Origin of the sequence: Butyrivibrio sp. VCB2006 (assembly GCF_000420945.1) — a bacterium.
Classification (GTDB): Bacteria; Bacillota; Clostridia; order Lachnospirales; family Lachnospiraceae; genus Butyrivibrio.
Genome location: NZ_ATVX01000008.1, coordinates 123,112 through 145,039 on the forward strand (window position 1 = coordinate 123,112; position 21,928 = coordinate 145,039).

18 protein-coding genes and 1 tRNA gene are annotated in these 21,928 nt (G+C 42.6%); 3 read left to right on the forward strand and 16 right to left on the reverse strand.

The genetic code is table 11. From position 1 onward, the window contains the following. Nucleotides 1-56 precede the first annotated feature (56 nt). The 4 genes from G613_RS0109630 to G613_RS0109645 form a co-directional block, all read right to left on the reverse strand. Nucleotides 57-1,841 carry an ABC transporter ATP-binding protein gene (locus G613_RS0109630; RefSeq protein WP_029232468.1) on the reverse strand — a complete coding sequence of 595 codons (1,785 nt, stop codon included), beginning with the start codon at nt 1,839-1,841 and terminating at the stop codon, nt 57-59. A 142-nt stretch (nt 1,842-1,983) separates the two neighbouring features. Further along, nucleotides 1,984-2,730 carry an amino acid ABC transporter ATP-binding protein gene (locus tag G613_RS0109635; protein WP_029674779.1) on the reverse strand — a complete coding sequence of 249 codons (747 nt, stop codon included), beginning with the start codon at nt 2,728-2,730 and terminating at the stop codon, nt 1,984-1,986. A gap of 10 nt (nt 2,731-2,740) precedes the next feature. Further along, nucleotides 2,741-3,397: an amino acid ABC transporter permease gene (locus G613_RS0109640; RefSeq protein ID WP_029232469.1), complete on the reverse strand. Its 657-nt coding sequence runs from the start codon at nt 3,395-3,397 to the stop codon at nt 2,741-2,743. 17 nt (nt 3,398-3,414) lie between these two features. Continuing rightward, nucleotides 3,415-4,215: a transporter substrate-binding domain-containing protein gene (locus tag G613_RS0109645; RefSeq protein WP_029232470.1), complete on the reverse strand. Its 801-nt coding sequence runs from the start codon at nt 4,213-4,215 to the stop codon at nt 3,415-3,417. A gap of 154 nt (nt 4,216-4,369) precedes the next feature. On the opposite strand from G613_RS0109645, the gene G613_RS0109650 reads away from it, so the two are divergent. The 3 genes from G613_RS0109650 (at nt 4,370) to G613_RS0109660 (ending at nt 8,082) form a co-directional block, all read left to right on the forward strand. Next, nucleotides 4,370-4,442, forward strand: a tRNA-Thr gene (locus G613_RS0109650). Nucleotides 4,443-4,668: 226 nt separating this feature from the next. Then, nucleotides 4,669-7,221 carry a zinc-ribbon domain-containing protein gene (locus G613_RS0109655; RefSeq protein WP_029232471.1) on the forward strand — a complete coding sequence of 851 codons (2,553 nt, stop codon included), beginning with the start codon at nt 4,669-4,671 and terminating at the stop codon, nt 7,219-7,221. A 30-nt stretch (nt 7,222-7,251) separates the two neighbouring features. Beyond that, complete coding sequence (locus G613_RS0109660; RefSeq protein ID WP_029232472.1) at nt 7,252-8,082, forward strand: hypothetical protein; 831 nt, start codon at nt 7,252-7,254, stop codon at nt 8,080-8,082. A 105-nt stretch (nt 8,083-8,187) separates the two neighbouring features. Here the strand turns inward: G613_RS0109660 and G613_RS0109665 are convergent, their stop codons facing one another. The 12 genes from G613_RS0109665 to G613_RS0109720 form a co-directional block, all read right to left on the reverse strand. Continuing rightward, nucleotides 8,188-8,706: a DUF4364 family protein gene (locus tag G613_RS0109665; RefSeq protein ID WP_029232473.1), complete on the reverse strand. Its 519-nt coding sequence runs from the start codon at nt 8,704-8,706 to the stop codon at nt 8,188-8,190. 52 nt (nt 8,707-8,758) lie between these two features. After that, entirely contained in the window at nt 8,759-9,922 is a 1,164-nt protein-coding gene (locus G613_RS0109670; RefSeq protein ID WP_029232474.1) for an NAD(P)-dependent malic enzyme, read from the reverse strand. A gap of 28 nt (nt 9,923-9,950) precedes the next feature. Then, on the reverse strand, nt 9,951-11,840 hold the full coding sequence (locus G613_RS0109675) for a DUF5722 domain-containing protein (RefSeq protein WP_029232475.1): 1,890 nt from the start codon (nt 11,838-11,840) through the stop codon (nt 9,951-9,953). A gap of 42 nt (nt 11,841-11,882) precedes the next feature. Continuing rightward, nucleotides 11,883-13,205, reverse strand: a complete 1,323-nt coding sequence (locus G613_RS0109680; protein ID WP_029232476.1) for a replication-associated recombination protein A — start codon at nt 13,203-13,205, stop codon at nt 11,883-11,885. 43 nt (nt 13,206-13,248) lie between these two features. Continuing rightward, nucleotides 13,249-14,688 carry an MATE family efflux transporter gene (locus G613_RS0109685; protein WP_029232477.1) on the reverse strand — a complete coding sequence of 480 codons (1,440 nt, stop codon included), beginning with the start codon at nt 14,686-14,688 and terminating at the stop codon, nt 13,249-13,251. A gap of 54 nt (nt 14,689-14,742) precedes the next feature. Further along, nucleotides 14,743-15,651, reverse strand: a complete 909-nt coding sequence (locus tag G613_RS0109690) for a TIGR01212 family radical SAM protein (RefSeq protein ID WP_029232478.1) — start codon at nt 15,649-15,651, stop codon at nt 14,743-14,745. Nucleotides 15,652-15,653: 2 nt separating this feature from the next. Next, a complete protein-coding gene (locus G613_RS0109695; RefSeq protein ID WP_029232479.1) occupies nt 15,654-16,646 on the reverse strand; it encodes a leucine-rich repeat protein in 993 nt (330 codons plus the stop codon). Then, nucleotides 16,639-17,889: a DUF362 domain-containing protein gene (locus G613_RS0109700; protein WP_029232480.1), complete on the reverse strand. Its 1,251-nt coding sequence runs from the start codon at nt 17,887-17,889 to the stop codon at nt 16,639-16,641. Before G613_RS0109700 ends, G613_RS0109695 begins: the two co-directional genes overlap by 8 nt. Nucleotides 17,890-17,988: 99 nt before the next feature. Continuing rightward, nucleotides 17,989-18,888: a diacylglycerol/lipid kinase family protein gene (locus tag G613_RS0109705; protein ID WP_029232481.1), complete on the reverse strand. Its 900-nt coding sequence runs from the start codon at nt 18,886-18,888 to the stop codon at nt 17,989-17,991. Next, nucleotides 18,885-19,373, reverse strand: coding sequence for a dihydrofolate reductase (locus G613_RS0109710; protein WP_029232482.1), 489 nt, complete (start codon nt 19,371-19,373; stop codon nt 18,885-18,887). The genes G613_RS0109705 and G613_RS0109710 overlap by 4 nt, the downstream gene beginning before the upstream one ends. A gap of 21 nt (nt 19,374-19,394) precedes the next feature. After that, nucleotides 19,395-20,246, reverse strand: a complete 852-nt coding sequence (gene thyA / locus G613_RS0109715; protein ID WP_029232483.1) for a thymidylate synthase — start codon at nt 20,244-20,246, stop codon at nt 19,395-19,397. 22 nt (nt 20,247-20,268) lie between these two features. Further along, nucleotides 20,269-21,873 (reverse strand): MBL fold metallo-hydrolase RNA specificity domain-containing protein, encoded by a 1,605-nt coding sequence (locus tag G613_RS0109720; protein ID WP_029232484.1) that lies wholly within the window; start codon nt 21,871-21,873, stop codon nt 20,269-20,271. Nucleotides 21,874-21,928 lie beyond the last annotated feature (55 nt).

A 21,928-nucleotide genomic window follows, 5' to 3' on the forward strand; every position in this document is an offset into this window, starting at 1 on the left:
ATTTCTCCATTATTATCGCTGTTTACAGCAGCATCACACTTTTATCTGATTAATGATTACGCACCGGCCTGTAGTTTCACAAGCTCTGCATAATATCCACCCAGCTTAATGAGTTCTTCATGAGTTCCGCGCTCTTTGATCTCGCCGTGCTGCATGATAAGAATCTGATCAGCATCCTTGGTAGTTGAGATACGCTGAGCAATGATGATCTTGGTACAAGGGAAATCAAGGTGCCTTAAGCTATCCTGAATCTCTTTTTCCGTCTCAAGATCTACAGCTGAGGTTGTGTCATCGAGAATAAGAATTGAAGGTTTTACTGCCAGCGCTCTTGCAAGGGATATTCTCTGCTTCTGTCCTCCGGATAAGCCTACACCTCTTTCTCCAACAATGGTGTCATAGCCTTCAGGCATCTTGGCAATAAAGTCAGAAGCAGCTGAGTATTTCGCAAATCTCACAACCTCTTCCTTACTGATATTGCTATCTCCGTAGGCGATGTTTCCATCAATTGTATCTGAATACAGAAGCACATCCTGAGTAGCCAGACCAATGTTTTTACGAAGTTGTGACAGTTTAAGCTTATTGACATTTACGCCGTCTATAAGAATCTCGCCTTCAGTAGGCTCATAGAATCTTGGAATCAGGTGAATAAGGGAAGTCTTTCCGCAGCCTGTCTCTCCCATGATGGCAATTGTCTGTCCCGGCTTAGCGGTAAAAGAAATATGCTCAAGAACAGGGAGCTTGGCATCAGCGTACTGGAATGAAACATTCTTAAACTCAACTTCGCCTTTAAATCTGCCTTGAACGTCAACAGCATCCGGAGCATCCACAATCTCAGGCTCTGAGTAGTAAATCTCCATAACTTTGGCTGAAGCTGCGGAGAATCTCTGAAACTCGTTCATTACGTTGCCCAGCTGTCTCATAGGGTTTGCGATAGCCCAGATAAGGCCTGAGAAAGAAACATATTGTCCCATAGACATCTCGCCGTTTATCAGGAACATACCACCTACCAGAAGCAGAATTACTGCCAGGAGGTTTGCCAGTGTTTCTACAAAAGGATAAAAGCGAAGCCAGATTCCTGCTGTCTTCTTGTTTGTATCCCTGTAATCCTGGTTGCAGTCATCAAACTTGCTTATCTCGTATTCTTCTCTTGCAAAGGCCTTAACTACTCTGTTACCTGCAATATTCTCCTGGGCAACAGTGTTCATGTAAGCCAGCTTTTCACGAAGAAGCGCATGCATTGGCGCAACCAAAAGCTTAAATACATATATGATAAAAAAGATTAATGGCGCCACAATAAGAAGGCTGAAAGCCAGCTTCCAGTCCATGATAATGAAGTAGATAGCGGTAGCTGTCACAAGAGAAAAAGCTTCCACAACCATTCTCACAACCCAGGCCACCATATGTCTTACAGCGTCAAGGTCGCCGGTAACTCTTGTCATAAGGTCTCCGGTTCTGTAGGTACTGTAGAACTTCATGTCCTGTCTCTGTATTTTGTTGTATAGGAAATTACGTACCTTAAAAAGAACGTCCTGAGACACCTTCTCATAAGCCATGCAATCCAGATACACAATAATGCATCTAAAGATAGTAAGGCCTACCATCAGTGCCAGAAGCTTAAAGAACTGATCCGGATGAAGGGCCATATTCTCTTTGGCCCCTTCACCGGTCAAGAATTCATCAACGATTTTGCCAGAAAAAAAAGGCACTGTCAGCTGCAACATGTTGTAGACAACTGTGCCTAAAATAGCGCAGACATATATAAATCTGTGCCCTTCCATATTATCCCAAAGCCACTGTAATCTGGTCCTTGGATACTTCCAATTTCGATCCCTTTTTCCCATAATAATCACTCCATCTGTACTAATCAGAATCAAAAAATAATGACTATACTTTTGATTCTATTACCACTGATTAGTGATTACAATAAGATTTTGCGCAATTTTCTTGTCATTTTCAATCATTAATTTATCAGTAAATGCGCTGTTAAAAACTTGATAGAAACTGTATGGTTCTCTCGTGTTTCGGGTTGGTAATGACCTCTTTGGCAGGGCCTCTTTCAAGCACTACTCCGCCATCCATAAACATAACCTCATCTGCAACATCCCTTGCAAAGGCCATTTCATGAGTGACAATTATCATGGTCATCTTGGTATTGGCAAGTTCTCTTATTACACGAAGAACCTCCCCGGTAAGCTCAGGATCAAGAGCAGAAGTAGGCTCATCAAAACACAATATATCCGGCTTGAGAGCCAGGGCCCTTGCAATAGCAACTCTTTGCTGCTGCCCGCCCGATAGCTGATGAGGATAGTTGTTCATCCTGTCAGAAAGTCCCATCTGATTAAGGAGCTCTTTTCCCCTATTCTCTATTTCAGATGCGCTCCTTCCGTCGCCGCGAAGGCTCGGAGCCAGAGTAACATTCTCAAGTGCTGTGTACTGTGGAAAAAGATTAAACTGTTGAAACACCATTCCAAAGTGAAGACGTTTATTTCTTAATTCATCCGGGCTATAGGGCTTAGCCGCCGCATCAAATATCTTTTCGCCTCTGACAGTAATAGTTCCCTCATCGGCCATTTCAAGGAGGTTTAGACACCTTAGCATTGTAGTTTTACCGCTTCCGGAGGAACCTATGACTGAGATGGTCTGTCCCTCTTCCATGCTAAAAGAAATCCCTTTTAGAATCTCGTTATTATCAAATCCTTTTTTTAGATTGTTAACTTCCAGTATCGGCATAAAAATTCCTTTATTTAAAATATGATAATCTGTCTTCTATATAACCAAAGAGCAAGGTAAGAAGGCCGCTGAAGATCAGATAAAATGCACCGGTGTAAAAAAGTGGCCATATGATTCCGCTACTCTTTATGAAGGCCTGTCCGTTCCAGATAATCTCGTAAACAGCTATAACTCTCGCAAGTGATGTGTCTTTTACCAGAGTTATGACTTCGTTGGAGATAGGCGGAACGATGCGCTTGATCAGCTGAAGAAGAATAACCTTTGTAAAAATCTGTCTTCTCGTCATACCAAGGACCTGACCTGCCTCGTACTGGCCCACAGGAATAGACTGAATTCCGCCTCTATATATTTCGCTGAAATAGCAGGCGTAGTTAAACACAAACGCTATAAGAGCTGCCATAAATCTGCCATTTCCGGATCCGCCCCATATGTTTACTCCGAAGAATATGCCCGGGCCATAGTAAATGACAAGAAGCTGAAGCATAAGGGGTGTACCTCTTACAACCCATATGACAAATCTCAAAACGAACTTCAGGACTCGGAGCTTACTCATTGAACCAAAGCATATGATAAGTCCCAAGGGCAGTGAAAACAAAAGCGTCAGCGCAAACAGTTTAATTGTAGCAAGAAATCCTTCAAGAAGTGAAAGTGTAACAGTCCAAAACATTCAAAAAGACTCCTTCTTTACTGCGCAATAACAGCGTCCTGAACGCCGTAAATCTTGGCTGTTTCTGTAAGGCTACCATCAGCATAGTAGCTCTTTAACTGATCATTAATGTATGCTGCAAGGTCAGAGCCCTTTCTGCAGCCGATGCCATACTCTTCAGTTGTAAGCTCTACTGTGTGTGCAAGATCAGGATAGCTTGTCCCCTCTCCGATCATGGCTCCTGCCATCAAAAGATCGATAATACAAGCTTCTGAAGTTCCGGCCTGGACCTCCATTACGGCATCAGCCTGAGAAGTAACACCTGTGTAGTTAAATTCGTTGTCCTTGGCTGCCTGCTCACCTGCAGAACCAGTCTCAACAGCATATGAAAAAGACTTTGCCTCATCAACACCTGTAACTAAACTAGCCATGTTTGAAGGAACTACAACTACCTGTGCATTGTTAAGATATGCATTGGTGCACTCCATGGAGTTTGTAACCTCAGGAGTAAGAGTCATTCCATTCCAAACTACGTCAATAGACTTATTATTGAGCTCCAGGACCTTGTTATCCCAATCAATCTCTACAAACTCAACGTTAACTCCAAGAGAATCTGCTACCTTTTTGGCAAGGTCTGCATCAAAGCCGATCCACTCTCCGTTATCATCCTTGTAATCCATAGGTGCGAAATCTGTGATTCCTACAACAAGTGTTCCTTTGCCCTTTATGTAATCAACATCAGACTCACCTGTACCTGCGCTTGTTGATGCATTTCCGCATGCAACCAGTGAAAGTGCCATTACTGCTGCTGACATAACTGCTAATACTCTATTCTTCATGTTATAAATTCCTCCTAAAACATTGATTATATTTCACGTTAGTCATTCATTACTTTACCATGCTAATGCGTAGAAGTCAACAAAAATAATCAATTTCCATTGACAAAGGAGCAGCCATATTGCTATAATATCTCTGTTGCTCATTAGAGAACAAGCTGTTGTAGCACAGTCGGTAGTGCGTCGCATTGGTAGTGCGGAGGTCACGGGTCCGATTCCCGTCAGCAGCTTTTTTTGTTGCTCTTTTTTAATATTTAATTTCTTTTAATAATACTTTATTCTTATTTTCTGTTATGCCATTCACCGTAAATATATAATTGAATAAATGACAGATATTTGTGAATAAGCACTCGGTTAAACTGGGTGCTTTTTGAGGTTTGCTGAACATTTCATATTCGTTTTCATTCTCGGAAATCAATGCAATAATTCTAAGATTGTTCTATGAAAGGAGTCTTGATGGGAAAGTTTTGTATAAACTGTGGTACAGAATTAACCGAAAGCGCCAAGTTTTGCCCTAAATGCGGTAAGGCATTAACACCTGAAAATTATCCAACGAAATTGTCAATCCTACCCAAAACCACTACTGCATCTGAAGTCTTTACCCCAAACTTATCTCCCACAAAAACCAATAAGAATAAAAGCTGGCTCAGTATCACATTGGCCTCAGTAATGGCTGTGGAATTAGTTGTGGTTGGCTTTATCCGTCCGGGCTACTTTATTAAAAGGAATGATACTTCCAATAAAAAGCAGTACGATGTGGTTACAGACAATACTGATAATATAGTTCAACATAATGATAGTGAAAACCTTGACTATTCCGAATTTGATCTAAAAACATCTATGGGCACATCTCTTGCAGGGACTGTTGGCCATGACTGGGAGCCAGATGAGGAAGACATCACTAACTATACGGTGATAGATAACTTAACGCCAGAGGTTGTGGCTTTTGGAACACTTACTGAAGATAGTCTCAGTATTGTAAGTAGTGATGGGGCATCCATGACCATAGATCCCTGTTTTCTTGATAAAGATACAAAAGCGGAAATTCTTAGAGTTCCCGGAACTGTAGATTATAGAGTTGGTGATTACACTGTGCCTTTGACTTTATATGAATTTCATGCAGAAGGTATTTCTGATGATACATATATGACACTTGAAATACCCATTCAAAAAACCATTGATGGTGACATTGGCGCAGGTTACTATGATGCTTCTACAGGTACAATCTGGCCAGTAAACTTTGAATATGATGAAACAAAACAAGTTGTCCGAATACGTGCCACACATTTATCCGGATACTGCGGTTTTCCTATAGACAATCCTGGGACGCGAAAAGCGATGCTTGGATTTATGGACCATGGTGATGGTCTGGAAAGACTCATGGGCTCAGGAAATAGCGATCTCATAAAAGATGTTGAAATGCTTGAAAAAAGTGTGAATGCAGGCGACAGCTGGGAAGCAGCAGATAGTCTGGTAAATGAATTAGATGAGTGGAGCACGCATATAGGCACTGTTGCTTCCGGGCTCGAAGTGGTTGGTGATATAGAGGAAGGACTAAGTCTTTCCGATGGTGCTGGGAAGACTATTGTAAAAAACTCTTATGGCACAGTTGGTGAAATAATGAATACCATGTGGGGTAAATCCGGAAGCTGGGGCACCTCTAAAAGATATGGTGGTCCTGTAACTGTGACCGAAATTGAGGATAAACTAAAGTCAACTTATCCTGCAGATACGATCAAAAAAATAGGCAAGGGCATGAATATTATGAGTACCTCCATCTCCATATATAAAATATTGGAGCACGGAAGAAAAGGAGATACTAAGGCCGCTGTTTGGGAAAGCGTTAAACTGTCCTTTGACAAGGTGATGAGCGCTGTAGGAAACAAGATATCCCTTCCTTCCATGGGAGTTTATCTTATCGGAGTATCACTATTTGCATATGCTCTTGATACCATCTATTCTGATGTCATTGAGGGGCGTAAACAAGTATATATGAAAGCGTACACCGAGTATTACGACAGCAGAGAAACCGACGGAGGATACAGAAGCGCAGCCAAATGGAGACAGATTTTTACAGAGATTATGAAATCCGGAGGCGGAATGAAAGAAGTTGACGAAGAAATAGACAAATATGTCAACCAATTCTGGGTGCATGCAAACCAATTTGATTCCTCGTATCTGGTAAATATTATGACAGAGGATGAAAAAGCGGCCTGGGGAGTATCCGGTCAAGGCGGCCTAAACAAAGAAATAAAAGAGGAAATAAGCCGGAATTATAAAGCAGAGCTCAAGCCTTATATAAAGAATATTCTCAGGGTTATGAATGAAAAGAATGAGGATGAAGTTTTGGAAACTTATATGGCACAATATGAATCTTTACGCCGGGAAATGAATCAGGTAATTTCTCTCAAAATAATAGATGGCACAAAAGAAGAAGGAAAGGATTCTGACTACGCAGGATGTATTGTTAGATTTAAAGGCTTAAAGGGAAAAGTAACAGATCCTAAGTCATGGGAAACCATACTCGACTCGAAAGGACAGGGCGAAATAAAAGTCACATTTCTTGCTCATATGCTCGTCAATGCAGGAACAACTCTTGAAGTTGTACAGATTGATCATGATAAAGAAACTATAGTTTTAGAACAATCCTTTAAGATGAAATTACCAAATAATCGTATTATTCTAGAGTTTCCTGAACCTACGGGAGCCGAATGGGCAAATGGATATTGGAGCATCAATCAAAATTCAGAATGTGATATTTCCCTTAATATTGTTGATTTCAATAAAATCACTTTCAAATTTGTTCCTTACAACAATCTTCAAAACTGGAATATTGAAGCCACACTAGATTATTCTTACGACACTAAAAACAAAGTTATTAAAGCAAAGGGAAAACTCAATCCAAATAATGACCACTTAACAACACTTACATTCACATATATAAGCGAAGATACGATCACGTGGAGTATGGATTCGTCAGATGGAGAATTACTATATCGCTTTAAATAATGTAAAAGAAAGCAGTCAAGGAGAACGACCATGAAGACAATTCTAAATATCATATTAATAATTGTTGATGTGTCTCTTCTAGCACTTATTATCATCTCACCGGGCAAATTTTCAAGCGAATATGCGTCAGTTAATGAAACTGAGAATGCATCAGAGATTATTCAAGAGTCCGCCACTTCAAAGAATTATGCTAAAGAGAATCCACAACAGGAAAGTTTACCAGCACAAGAAGCTCATATAACAGAAGATAATAATGAAGAAGAAACGGTGGAAAGTGATAATTATACAGAAGAAAAATCCGCATCACAGCTTCAAAAGGAGCTTTTCGAAGGCGGCTATGAAGAAGCTGATGATTCAAACATGGATGATATCCTCGGTGATTCAGGCATTGGAATTACAGGAGTTAATGGCAGAGCTACTATCGATGACTTTGACTGGTTTTTAGATCTTGTGGAAAAAAATGGAATGCCTGATGAAGCACAATACATATCAAACCCTGATGTTATTCTTGGGGATTGGAAGTGTATGGTCATATATGATCCCGCTAACACTGAAGGCAAAAGAGAAATACATTTTGCCAAAGTACACATTGATTCAACGGAGCAGGCAGATACATTTATTATGAATCCTATTATAGAATGGGACTATATAATGGATGATATGGGAAAAGAAATAGATGAGTCCGGAAGAGATACGTATACCGGAATCGGAGAATGGACAGAAGGATGGATTGGTAATAATTCAGCTGATCACAATGTCAAGATACGTTTTTATACTACCGGTGACGGCAAACAGTATGCCTATGGTGGCATTACACTTCAGGAAGTAAAAAGCACAGGTATCTGTCTCGTACGGCCATAGACTATTTTTTGTCTGAAAATACAATTCAAGATATCAAAAAGAAGTTATTCCATCGTTCATAATCAGATGATCTTTGGAATAACTTCTTTTATTTACGTAATATTTTCACATCATAAGTTCGCTGATTAAATACTGATAGATGTCAGCATTCTTCTCCTGCCATCTGTCACAGATACTCTGGGCAATTTCTTCTGTAGGGACAGGGATACTGATATCTACTAGATTCTGGCCATTTTCTTTAGCTACAAGATGTGCAGTATACTCATTTTCTGCTGTCTTCCTGTAATCTCCCTGAATAGCAGTTTCATTTCTTAATTTCATGCTATTTTCTCGGAGATACTCATCTATTTGTTGTCTGATAGAAGGGTTTATCCTATTCCCAAAAAAGCCTAAAGTTTCCTCTCCGGAAGGTGTAATCTCCAGAAAAGTTCTGTTGGCCACAGTTTTTTCTTTTACCAGCTCTGAAGATGCCAACTCGCTGAAGACCTCCTGAAGCGTCAGGAATGTGGTGTATTCTTTTTCCAAAATAAAGTCATAGATCTGAGACTTGCTAAGAGGCACTTCGCAGCGCTTAAGCATGTACAGAACTATCATTTTGTATAGGGTAAGATACTGGGAGCTCAAAAACTTTCCTCCAAAAACTCAACGAATTCTATATAAATCTAATTAGCTATAATTATTTCTTCTCAGCCAGATAGCAGTCTTTAACCGCAGCAGAGATCACATCAGCAACTCTTGGATCGAAGGCAGCGGGAAGAATGTTTACATCAGAAAGCTCACTATCAGGTACAAGACCTGCAAGAGCATTGGCTGCTGCAAGCTTCATTTCTTCTGTGATCTGAGTTGCGCCGCACTCAAGAGCACCTCTGAAGATTCCGGGGAAAACAAGAACGTTGTTGACCTGGTTAGGGAAGTCACTTCTACCTGTACCAATTACTCTGATTCCTGCTTCCTTGGCAAGGTCAGGCATGATCTCAGGAACAGGATTAGCCATTGCGAACATGATCGCATCCTTGTTCATGCCCTGAGCCATCTCTTTGGACACAATACCGGGAGCTGAAACTCCAACAAATACATCTGCGCCCTTAAGTGCATCAGCAAGGCTGCCTGTCTGCTGATCAGGATTAGTAACATCCATCATCTTCTCCTGCATCCAGTTAAGATCTGGAGATATCTTACTGAGGATACCGGATTTATCACACATAGTTACATTTTTAAAGCCATATCTTAAAAGGAGCTTGGTTATGGCAATACCGGCGCTTCCTGCACCGTTTACCACTACTCTGCAGTCTTCCTTTTTCTTGCCTACAACCTTAAGACCGTTGATAACACCGGCAAGTACTACAATTGCTGTACCGTGCTGGTCATCATGAAAGACAGGGATATCAAGTATCTCTTTTAACCTCTCTTCAATCTCAAAGCATCTTGGAGCTGAAATATCCTCAAGATTGATTCCGCCAAAGCCTGGAGCAAGATAGGTTACAGCCTTAATGATCTCTTCTGTGTCCTGAGTATCAAGGCAGATTGGAACTGCATTGACTCCGCCGAATTCCTTAAACAGCACTGCTTTACCTTCCATAACAGGCATAGCTGCGTAGGGTCCAATGTTGCCCAGTCCTAAAACTGCGCTACCGTCGGAAACTACAGCAATAGTGTTGGACTTAATGGTGTACTTGTAAGCAAGGCTCTTATCCTGTGCAATAAGCTTGCAAGGCTCGGCAACTCCCGGTGTATAGGCAATTGCCAGATCCTCTTTGGACTTAACTTCGGCCTTGGACTTAATCTCAAGCTTTCCCTGCCATTCTTCGTGCATCTGTAAGGCTTTTTCAGCGTTTGTCATCTTTCATTCTCCTCTTTTTACCAGTTATTTAAAAGGTGGTGCCAACTATATCATACGCAAATGATACTACCTCATTTCGCTTGTCAGTATCAATATATTTGAAAACATTATAAATATATTTATGATGACCGCCTGTTGTCTGAAGGCCAAGGGCCAAACCAAGAGCCGCAATTTCATCGCTGGCATCGGTCTGTCTTGAAAGCATCAGGGCGTCAATATAGCCATTTTTCTCCATCTTAGCATAAGCATAGGCAAAAGCCGCTGCCTGCATGGTCTCACCGGAAGTTGAGGAATAACCCATCTCACTTAAGATAATGGATCTGACATTACCGGAAGTATCTCTCATCTCATCCCTTTGCATGTAGTTGGTGAGAACCTCCAAATTGTCCATGGAAATAACCGGTGTGGAAACCGTATGATTAGTATACTTGGTAGGCTTCCAGAATGGTGTGTTCTCATTAGGGAATGAATATGGGTGCGCTGCAAGGCCCCAGTCAACGTTACCATACTCTGAAATCCTTGCTGCGAATATATCCAGAACATCCTTGGCATCATAATCTCCGGTCTTCTGGGTGTTGTAAGTCCATCTCTGATCTATCGACCAATACACCTTGGCCGCAGAGTTCTGACTCTTAATTGCATTGTAAAAAACTCTGAAGGCATCAGTAAAGGCATTTGTATAAGTAGTGACGTCTACAAAAGGCATGTAGTTGTACTCACGTCTTGCGTTTACCTCATTGGCTATGATCCACATGCTGACATTGCCGTGTCCTGATCCGGAATATCTGTTAGCCAAAAAGCTTCCTATTGCCGCGCAAGCCTTGACTCCGCTGTCATTAACTGCGTTAAACATATAGTAAGGAGCTGAGGAACCATGCCTTGCATCAGGATGAGTAATCTCCGGAAATGCCGAAGTGCTGGCATCATTAAGAACGATAGCCGCCACATCGATTCCCATGCTATTAAGCCTCTTGAAAAGATAATCATAGGTCTCGATAGCACCCTGCTTGAAGTGATAGGTCACTCCGCCGTAAGTATAAGATATTCCGCCGGAAGTACTCAGAATATGGGAAAGCGGAATATTGTATGTGCAATAGCTTACCCCTAAATCTGCAAGCTCACCGATTCTAAGCGGATCAGGAAGTATTCCCTTAATTGACTTATGGGACATACCGCCGTAGCTATAACCGGCGCAGGCTCCCGGGTTGGTGATATACTTAGGTTTTGCAATTGAAACATACTCACCGTCAAGCTTAACTGCCACTGTAAACTTGGAAAAGAGCTTGGATGAAGAATCTCCCTTATTGAGATTAACGGTAAAAGAGGTATCATCGCTCTTATAAATCTTGGTAAGAGGCTCCGCTTCTTCCCCTATGGAATCCTCATATATCTTTTCCTCAAAAAGATAGTAATACTTGTCATCACTCTTGGGTATTCCCTCAGATGTTACGTCAATCTGAACCTTGGATGAATCAACAATGAGGCAGTTGTCAATTGAAGCAAAACTGCTTCTGTTCTCTGCTGTCATTTCCACAGTCGCAGGTCTTAAGGAAAGTGCCTTGGATACTGACTTACCGCCGGCCACTATAGCACTGACTATATCAGGGCTCAGATACTCAGACTCAGAAGAATTAGTTTCACTAGTTAAGGTTGAGGCAGCTACTATAGCTTCTCCGGAAAAAGGATCTGTTACTGAGTCATTGGAAGAAGCATTCGAGTCTGCGGCATCAGCAGAGGCTTCTGTCGCACTTGAAGCCATAAGACTTTCAGAATCGCCGTCATCATCCATGCCAAAAATCACATAAAAAATCGTTCCCAACACAAAAACAGTGGCAAGCCCTGCCACTATGCTGCTAAGAATTACCAGTCGTCTATTTTTACGGGCCTTTGCCCCGGTGTGCATCTTTTTCTTTTTCATCAAACCCTCGTAAGAATACTTATTATATCTTTATATAAATGGTCACTTCTGACCTTTAAGCTTTTTCATATGCTCTTTTATCTTGACTTCATATCCATTTCCTGATGGATTGTAGAATTCCTTGCCATTAAGCTCGTAAGGAAGATACTGCTGCTCAACATAATTATTAGGATAATCATGGGCATACTTGTAGCCTATTCCGTGACCAAGCTTGCCTGCAGACTTATAGTGAGCATCCTGAAGGTGGGTAGGAATCGGAAGATTTCCGGTTTCTCTTACCATGGCCATAGCATCGTCAATGGCGCAAATAGCCGCATTGGACTTGGGCGCTGTTGCTATATAGCTGGCTGCCTGAGCAAGAGTAATTCTAGCTTCCGGCATACCCAGTCTCTCAACTGCAAGTGAAGCGGCAACTGCCACCTGAAGAGCCTGTGGATCTGCATTGCCCACATCTTCAGAAGCGCAAACCATCATTCGTCTTACTATAAACTTAGGATCTTCTCCAGCATTAAGCATTCTGGCAAGATAATATACCGCCGCATCAGGATCTGACCCTCTCATGCTCTTAATAAAAGCAGAAATTGTATCGTAGTGATTGTCCCCATCCTTGTCGTATCTTGCGACCTTCTTCTGGATACATTCCTCAGCCACCTCTTTGGTTATGTGGATAAGGCCGTCCTCACTTCTCTGTGTAGTGAGAATACCCAGTTCTATAGCATTAAGGGCATGTCTTGCATCACCATCGGCAAGATCTGCCAAAAAGTCTGCTGCATCCTCTTCAAGTACTGCCTTATAGGCGCCCATGCCTCTATCTTTGTCAGTTACAGCCCTATTAAGCAATACCTTGATGTCATCAGCTGTAAGTGGCTTGAGCTCAAAAATAATAGACCTTGAAATCAAAGCCCCGTTAACTTCAAAATAAGGATTCTCAGTAGTGGCCCCGATCAGTATAACTGTGCCATCCTCTACAAACGGAAGCAGGTAGTCCTGCTGCCCCTTATTGAATCTATGTATCTCATCTATGAAAAGAATAGTCTTCTTGCCATACATTCCAAGGTTATCCTTGGCCTTAGCGACAACCTCTTCCATATCCTTCTTGCCGGCCACTGTGGCATTGATCTGCATAAATTCAGCCTTGGTAGTACCAGCAATAACCTTGGCCAGGGTAGTCTTACCTGTTCCGGGCGGACCATAGAGAATTATTGAACTTAGTTTATCTGCGGAGATTGCACGATAAAGAAGCTTGTCCTTAGCAATGATATGCTTCTGTCCAACCACCTCATCAAGGGTTCTCGGACGCATTCTTGCGGCAAGCGGAGATTCCTTTTCTTTATTGTTTTCTCTCATATATTCAAACAAATCCATAACATTAAAATATTACACTAAATCGCCCGTAATGTCCAAGTCTTTACCCTTCACTTTTTACAATATTTCTGACCCAGACGCCACTCTTTACAAGGGTGAAACCAATAATGCATTTCAGGATTTCAAGAAGTGAAACTATTGTAAATACTGTAATGGCAGGAAGTCCTGTGAAGCGGCTTAAAATATAAGCGCAGGGCACAGGTACAAGCCATGAAAAGCAGCTGTCAAAAAGGAAAGTAACTGCTGTCTTACCCCCCGAACGCATAGTGAAGTAAGACACGTTTGCGTAGGAATTGATAGGCATGCAAAGAGCCACGATCCAGATATATCTTGTTGCCAATTGCCTGATTTCAGGCTCTGTATTGTACACCTGAGGAATAAAGGGCGCTGCCAATGCAAGGAGCGATCCCATTACCAAAGTCGATGCCACAGAAAGTGCCGCCATTCTCCAGGCTGTGCGCCTTGCGGAAACCAGTCTGTCTGCCCCAAGCTCCTGTCCTACGATAATACCGGTTGAATTACCAAGGGACAGGAAAACCTCGTTAAAAATCTGGGATATTGTTCCACTAATGTTCATGGCTGCAATTACAGCGATTCCCCTAAGTGAATACGCCTGAAGCAAAGTTGCCTGGGCCAGACTCCAAAGGAACTCATTGCAAAGAAGAGGAAGTGACCTTATAAGCATCTGTCCAGCCAAGTGCCTGGGAATAACGAACTTACTGTAAAGTCCCCTAAAGAACTCATACTTACTGTTCTTTTTATGGGCTCCATATACCACAATAAACAGTTCCACAAACCTTGAAATTACTGTTGCAACAGCTGCACCTAAAACGCCCATCTTAGGAAGTCCAAAGAGACCAAAAATAAGCAGGGCATTGAACACAAAGTTAACTGCCATAGCCACCATACTTGCTATCATAGGAAGCGTCGTCTTCCCTGATTCTCTCATGGCACTGGCGTAAACCTGTGTCAGACTGAATGGAATCAGGCCAACTATCATTATTCGAAGATACCCATTTGCGTAGCGCAGTGTCTCAGCCGCATCCTGGGCCGGTGTATCTGCAGAAATATAAAGCGATATCAGGGTGCTTCCAAATATCAGCAGTATAAAGCCTGCCACCAGTAAGATAGTTATTGCCGTAAGGAACTTAAATCTGATAGCCGCCCTTACGCCCTCCATATCTCCTTTTCCAAAAAACTGTGTACTGAAAATTCCGGCTCCCGCCAAAGACCCCCAAATACACAGGTAAAAGATAAAGAGTATCTGATTAACGATAGCTACAGCGGACATGGACAGAGTTCCAACCTGTCCTACCATGATGTTATCCAGTAGTCCCACCACGTTGGAAAGAGTATTCTGGATGATCATGGGAAGAACCACCATTGCTACTCTTCTGTAGAATGCCTCATCTCCTAGCACTGCTTCTTTAAATGTAAATTTATATTTTATTGCCTGTTCTCTGTTTCCTGTTTCAAAACTCATAAAAATCCTCAGTTTGTTTCCTATTCCATAAACTCATGGTTACAGACGTCTTTGTCACCTTAGCATGCTCTTAGTCTTGGCAGTTAGCATATTAAGAACTCTCTTTTTATCAAGGCTCCATAAAGGCTCCACCAGTAACTTTCTAGGCCCATCGCCCTGCATACGGTGTACAACAGTTTTATCTGGTAAAAGAGCTAGCGCCTCCGCCACAAGATCTGTGTACTCCTCCATGGACATGATATGGAAAGGTTCTTGTACAAACGACTCATACATCTTCGTGCTCTTTAAAATCTGCAGATTCTGGATCTTGATTCCATCAAGCTTCGGATCCAAGCCCGCAAGGAACTTAACCGACTCCAGCATGTCCTCTTTGGATTCACCGGGAAGTCCCATTATCAGGTGAACAATCACCGTTAATCCGGCTTCCTTAAGTCTTCTGTAAGCATCTTTAAAGCAGTCCAGATCATAGCCTCTGTTAAAGCTGCGAGCAGTTCTGTCATGGATGGTCTGAAGTCCCAGTTCCACCCAAACTGGCTTAATCTGATTAAGTTCTTTTAACATGTCAATAATCTCAGGCCCTACACAGTCAGGTCTGGTACCAATGGAAAGTATCACGATATCATCGCGCTTAATCGCCCTGGTGTACAGCTCACGTAATCTATCCACATCTCCATAGGTATTGGTAAAAGACTGAAAGTATGCAATAAACTTTCTTGCATCAGTCTTAGCTCTAATCTTGGATTTTGCCTCCTCAATCTGCCCATCAAGCATTCTTGTCAGCAAACCATCATCATTTCTAAATCTCGCCGCAAATTCTCCGGATCCGCCTTCTGAGCAGAAAGTGCATCCTCCTGTGCCTACGGTTCCATCCCTGTTAGGGCAGCCGCAGCCTGAAGAAAGCGACAATCTGTACACCTTCTCCCCATATTCACTTTTCAGATAAGTTGATAATTTAATAGGCATATTTAAAAACCAAAGGAAAAATCATTGCTGCCGGTAGCAGATCTTGTCTTTTCCATTAAAAGAGATGTTATAGCCGGATTATCCTGTTTGGATGCATACTCAACTACTCTATCAATATCCTGCTCTCTAAACACGCTCTGAGCATGTTCCTGATTACCATCTATAAGCTTTAAGCTGTCACAGTTATACTCCAGTAATTTGCCCAGCGTATTAAGTGCATCCGTATTGTCCTTGGAAGAATCGATAAATCTCTTTAGAATCCCGTATCCGTTTTCTCTTACATAACTCTCATAGGCAGCTTTTGATCTGTCCTCTAACTCCACCGGATGAAGGAGCCTACCTATAGCTATATCCTGACAGATATGTCCACCGTCTATCTTGGCCTTTGCAAAAAGAGAATCATACTGGCGATAATCAATCCTTCTCCTGTCCACACACTCTCTATAGGCGTACCCTGCCCCTGCTATGGAGAACTGAATGGTTCTGGCCATGGTGTTCTCGTTGAAATCATATACATATCCGGGGAATGAAAGATTAGCGTCATATCCTATACCATTCTCAGAGTTGTTCCCTGACGCATCTGTTCCATTCTTGGAATAGTCGTGTATCACAAATCTGATGGCTCTGTCACTGTCCGCAAGGAAGTTCCTCACAACCTCAAACCAGCCTCTTTTAACTGTGATTTCCACTTCCTCCAGGCTGTCGCACTGCCTTACCACACCGTCGTAATAATCATCGACACTGTCGTAGATGGAAATCTTTTTAAGGTTCCTACTGTTGTGAAACACGTAGCTTCTAAGAGTTCTGACTCCGGATGGGATTGAAACCGACACAATATCCTGTCTGGCGCTAAAGGCGTGACTACCTATAGCTTCCACCTTGATTCCCTCTATCGTCTCAGGGATTACAAGGTTTTGAACATTTCCCTCATAGCCCGTTATTTCTATATATTCATGATTGTCTTTTTTGTCTTGTTTTACTTCGTAATTAAACATGATTTATTCGATTCGCAAATTTGCCAAGCAAGTTGTAATGAACCTTCATAGCTCCCTTTGGGCAGAATTCCTGACAGCAGAAGCACTTGATGCACTTACTTCTGTCAATCTGAGGAAGTCCGTTCTTGCCGCCTGCCACCATGGTGATTGCATGGGCAGGGCAGGTTTCATAGCACTTCTTGCAGCCAACACACTCGGAAGCCTTGACCATAGGCTTGGTATTATACACAAGCTTGATTCCAATGGACGCAATAGCTCCCTTTATACCCTTTCCTTCAAAGGTAATACTCTGATGGATTGTAGCTCTCTTAAAGTCCGGTACCTTAACTTCAGCTAAAGAACTGCCTACAACCTCAACTTCGCTTACGCTCTTTGGGCCAAGGTTTCTTTCTCCTGCTGCCACAAGAGTTCCCACATCAGAATACCCCATTCCGATAAGTTCAGCGCAGACCATATCAAGTCCGTAGGGCTTTTTCGATGCAAGGACTGCTCCGATATGTCTCTTTTCACCGGCAGTAGGACCATTTCCCTCCATGCCGTCTATGGCGTCAACCACATACAATACGGGTTTAAAAAACTCATTAAGGTCTACCATGATATTAGCAAAGGCCTTTTCCTCAGGAAATCTCATATGGTACTCCGGCTTGGTCGCACCGGGAATCGTACCAAACATATTTTTCACAGCACAGCTCATGCCCATCATGGCGTGGGTCTTAAGCTTGGAGAAATTGATTATGGCATCCACCTTATCAAGCCAGCCTGTGTAAATAAAAGTCTTGATGGATACAGCCTCCATGAACTCGCCATTACTTATGGAATAGTCCTGGTTAAGAGTTACTTTTTCTCCGCTTGGATCCAGTTCTTTTACCATTTCCTCCAGGCCGCAGGTCTTATAGACGTTGTTGAGGAACATAGGAGTATAAAGACCTCCCGGGCTGTCTCCAATCACAACGCTTGCCCCAAGCTCCATCAGCCTTTCACACAATCTCTTCATCAGCATTGGATGCGTCGTTGCAGATTTCTCAGGCGCCATGGCAGAAACCAGATTGGCCTTGATTCCAACCTTCATCCCAGGCTTTACAAAAGAAAGAGCATCTATCTCATCCAAAGCCTTATCCAGCGCACCTTTCACTTCCTCGTAACTATATGAGCTGCATTTTTCTACAGAAACTACATCAAACATTCTATTACTATCCTTATCACTAGCTATAAGAAGTTTTGCCCAAAGCGCAAACTTCTTCAAATATCATTCTCCACAATACCATGGCCTATTGTCAATGTCTTTTTCCAATAAAAAAACAGACTACAGAAGCTTCTTTCTGTAGCCCGCTTATTACTTTTTTTATTTGGTCATTATCGTGATTGCCTTGCCTATTACCTCTATATCAGTCTCCTTGTAGGCGCCGCCAAATTCGCCGTCCAAGGTCCATTCCACATCTTCCTCTGAAACAAACTTCACACCGGATACCTGCTTGTAAGTGATGTATGGGTTATCCGGCTCTCTCGTGGCAAGAGCTGAAATAACCGCGTTGAACTCTGCAAGATTCTTGGGTGCTCTGATAAGAAGAAGTTCCATCTGGCCGTCATCCTGCTTAATATCTGTGTCTGCAAAAAGAGTCATTCCCGCAACAGAAGCAGAATTGCTGACTGCTCCAAAAATATAGTCGCCCTCTTCAGTGACACCGTCTGCTTCTATCTTCATATGACAGCTATAGGCAATGTTCTGCGGAAGCTCAGCAATAGCGCTGATCACATATGCTGCGTAGCCAAGAACGTTTTTAAGATCCTGGTCTGTTGCGTAGCTTACCTTGGAAAAGGCCCCGAATGCAGCAACATAATTGAAGTACTTGTCATTCATTTTTCCTACATCATAGGATGTGGGATTTCCACTTACAGCAATGTCTATGGCCTTAGATCGAACCCCCGGAATTCCGAGAGCTTTTGCAAAATCGTTGGTACTTCCGGATGGAAGATACGAAAGAAGCGGTCTTTGCTCCAGCTCCATCATGGCATTCATGACATGATTAAGGGTTCCGTCGCCGCCACTACACAGGATCATATCCACTTTATTGCCATATTCTGCCACCAGTACTTCCGATGTCAGATCTGTCCCCGGAATAATCGGGTAGACTATTGGTTCATACTCATTCTCTGCAAGCTTTGTAGAGATATCGAGAGTATCGTTACCTGCCTTGCCCGTTCCGGAAGTTTTATTTATTAAAACCAGAGCTTTCTTTTTCATTTTCTTTTGTACGTCCTGTAAGTATAGGTCAGGTCAAAATAAACCTGCTCATCGCTCTCATCAACCATTTCCCACTCAGGATCCTTATCAAGATTAGGGAAATAGGTATCTGCCTCAAATTCCTTATCAATAAATGTGACAATGGCTGTGTCGCACTGATCAAGAAACTCTCTGTAAACGCTCTCTCCACCGATAATGTATACTTCATCCGTATCAAGGTCAGATACAAGGTCCAGGAGCTCCTGCTTGGAATGTACAACTGCCGCATCCTTGACTCTATAGTCTTTCTTGGTAGAAAGAATTATATTGTTGCGTTTAGGAAGAACAACTCTCTGAGGAAAAGTCTCAAGGGTCTTTCTTCCATATACTATTGTTTTGCCGATTGTTTCATTTCTAAAGTTCTTCTGGTCCGCCGGAATGCTCACCAGGAGCTGTCCTTTGTTTCCGATGGCCCAGTTGCTGTCTACTGCAACTATCGCTTTCATACTTTCTCCTCTGTCGAAAAATTATATAGCTATAGGAATATCCTTAAGCTGCTCACCTGCTACTTCGTAGCCCTCAAGAGATACGTCATTTCTGGTGAACTTATAAAAATCTTTTACGTCCGGATTAAGATGGAACTTAGGTGCCGGAAGAGGCTTTCTCTCAATAAGTTCCTTAATAAGCGGAACATGTCTGTCATAGATGTGTGCATCCGCAATAACGTGAACCAGCTCACCTACGTTCATATCGCATACCTGTGCAAGCATATGTACCAAAACAGCGTACTGCACCACATTCCAGTTGTTGGCTGCAAGCACATCCTGAGATCTCTGGTTGAGGATAGCATTAAGTGTCAGTCTGTCCTCTCCCTTTTTCTGGGTAACATTATAGGTTACAGAGTATGCACATGGATAAAGGTTCATCTCATGAAGATCAGAGAACACATAGGTGTTTGTCATGATACGGCGGCTAAAGGGATTGTTCTTAAGGTCATAGATAACTCTGTCAATCTGGTCGAACTTGCCTTCCTTATAAATGCTCTTCTGACCGATCTGATAGCCGTAAGCTTTTCCGATTGATCCTGTCTCGTCAGCCCATTCATCCCAAATATGGCTGTTAAGGTCATGAATGTTATTACTCTTTTGCTGATAAATCCAAAGCACCTCATCAGTTGCGCTCTTAAGGGCGGTCTTTCTAAGGGTCATGATAGGAAATTCCTTGGACAGGTCATATCTGTTGACTACACCGAATTTCTTGATTGTGTAAGCCGGTGTTCCGTCCGGCCAGTGTGGTCTTACCTTTTCCCCTTCGGTTGATGTGCCGTTTTCGAGAATATCCTTGCACATATCAATAAAGATTTCGTCTGCTCTGCTCATTTTTCTCCCCTTTTTCTAACTTTTACTTACTCCACTTATCACAAAGTGCAATTATCTGATCTGCGAATTTGGCCTTATCCTTATTGGAAATGCCCTCGCTCCTTGCTATGATGCCCATGAGTCTTGCGCCTGCTGCCTTAAGTCTTGCATAAACATCAGAAACAAGCGTAGCTTCCTTCTTCTTGACCGGAATTGGAACGCCTTCCTTGGTAATCAGTCCTGAGATAATATCAAACTCAGTTCCGCTGTAAGGCGCATAGGTATCGTAGCCGTATTCATTTCTAAGGTCCTGGGCAAAAGACATACATACACTGTCTTCTCCATGAACAATAAAGACTTTTTTAGGTCTTTTCCTGTTAAATCCATTAAGCCACTCTATAAGTCCGTTCTTGTCTGCGTGGCCCGACAAGCCTTCGAGTTTACATATCTGGGCCTTTATATCAATAGTCTCGCCAAAGAGCTTGATCTGCTCGGCGCCATCTATAATGGCTCTTCCTGTAGTACCGATGGACTGATATCCAACGAACAGAATGGTACATTCCTCTCTCCAAAGATTGTGCTTGAGGTGGTGTCTGATTCGTCCGGCTTCACACATTCCCGAAGCAGATATAATAACCTTGGGCTCCGGATCTTCGTTGATTGCCCTTGATTCCTCTGTCGTAATAGCCAGATTAAGTCCGGGGAAGGTTACAGGATTGACCTTCTTTTTAACCAGCTCCATGGCCTCTTCATCGTAGCACTCGTACTGGTGATCTTCGAAGATTTCAGTAGCTTCCACCGCTAAAGGGCTATCTACAAAAACAGGGAAATTAGGATTACTCTTTACCAGGCCCTCAAGTTTGATCTTCCTTATAAAATAAAGCATTTCCTGGGTTCTTCCAACTGCAAAGGATGGAATAACCACATTTCCGCCTCTCTGGAAGGTGGCATCAAGGATTCTGGCCAAATCCCTGACGTAATCAGGTTTCTCAACCGCATGTAGCCTGTCGCCATAGGTTGACTCCATGACAACGTAATCTGCCTCGGAAGTCATCTGCGGATCTCGAATGAGAGGCTGCTGCTTATTACCTATATCACCGGAAAAGACAATCTTCTTGGTAACATTCTTCTCAGTAAGCCAAACCTCTATGCTGGCAGATCCAAGAAGGTGCCCGATATCGGTAAACCTTATCTTAACCCCTTCGCATACCTCTATTTCCTGTCCATAGCCGCAGGGAACAAATGCCTTGATGGTTTTCTCAGCATCTTCCATAGTGTATGCAGGTTCCATCTGGGAAATATCTTTATTACGCTTAGCCTTACGATTACGCCACTCAGCTTCCTGCATCTGGATATGGGCGCAATCACGAAGCATAATGCTGCACAGATCGGCTGTAGCGTCAGTGGCAAATATCTTGCCCCTAAAGCCCTTAGCATATAAAAGCGGCAGATTGCCTGAATGATCCACATGGGCATGGGTCAGAAAAACATAATCAATTTCAGGAGCGGACACAGGAAGAGGAACATTTTCAAAATAATCTTTTCCCTGCTCCATTCCATAGTCTACAAGAATATTCTTGTCACAAGCCTCGATGAAATGGCAGCTTCCCGTCACTTCATGATCGGCTCCGATAAATGTCAGTTTCATACGCAAATACCTCGTTCCCGATGTATTTCTCCCCATACAAAAAGAAAAACTGTCT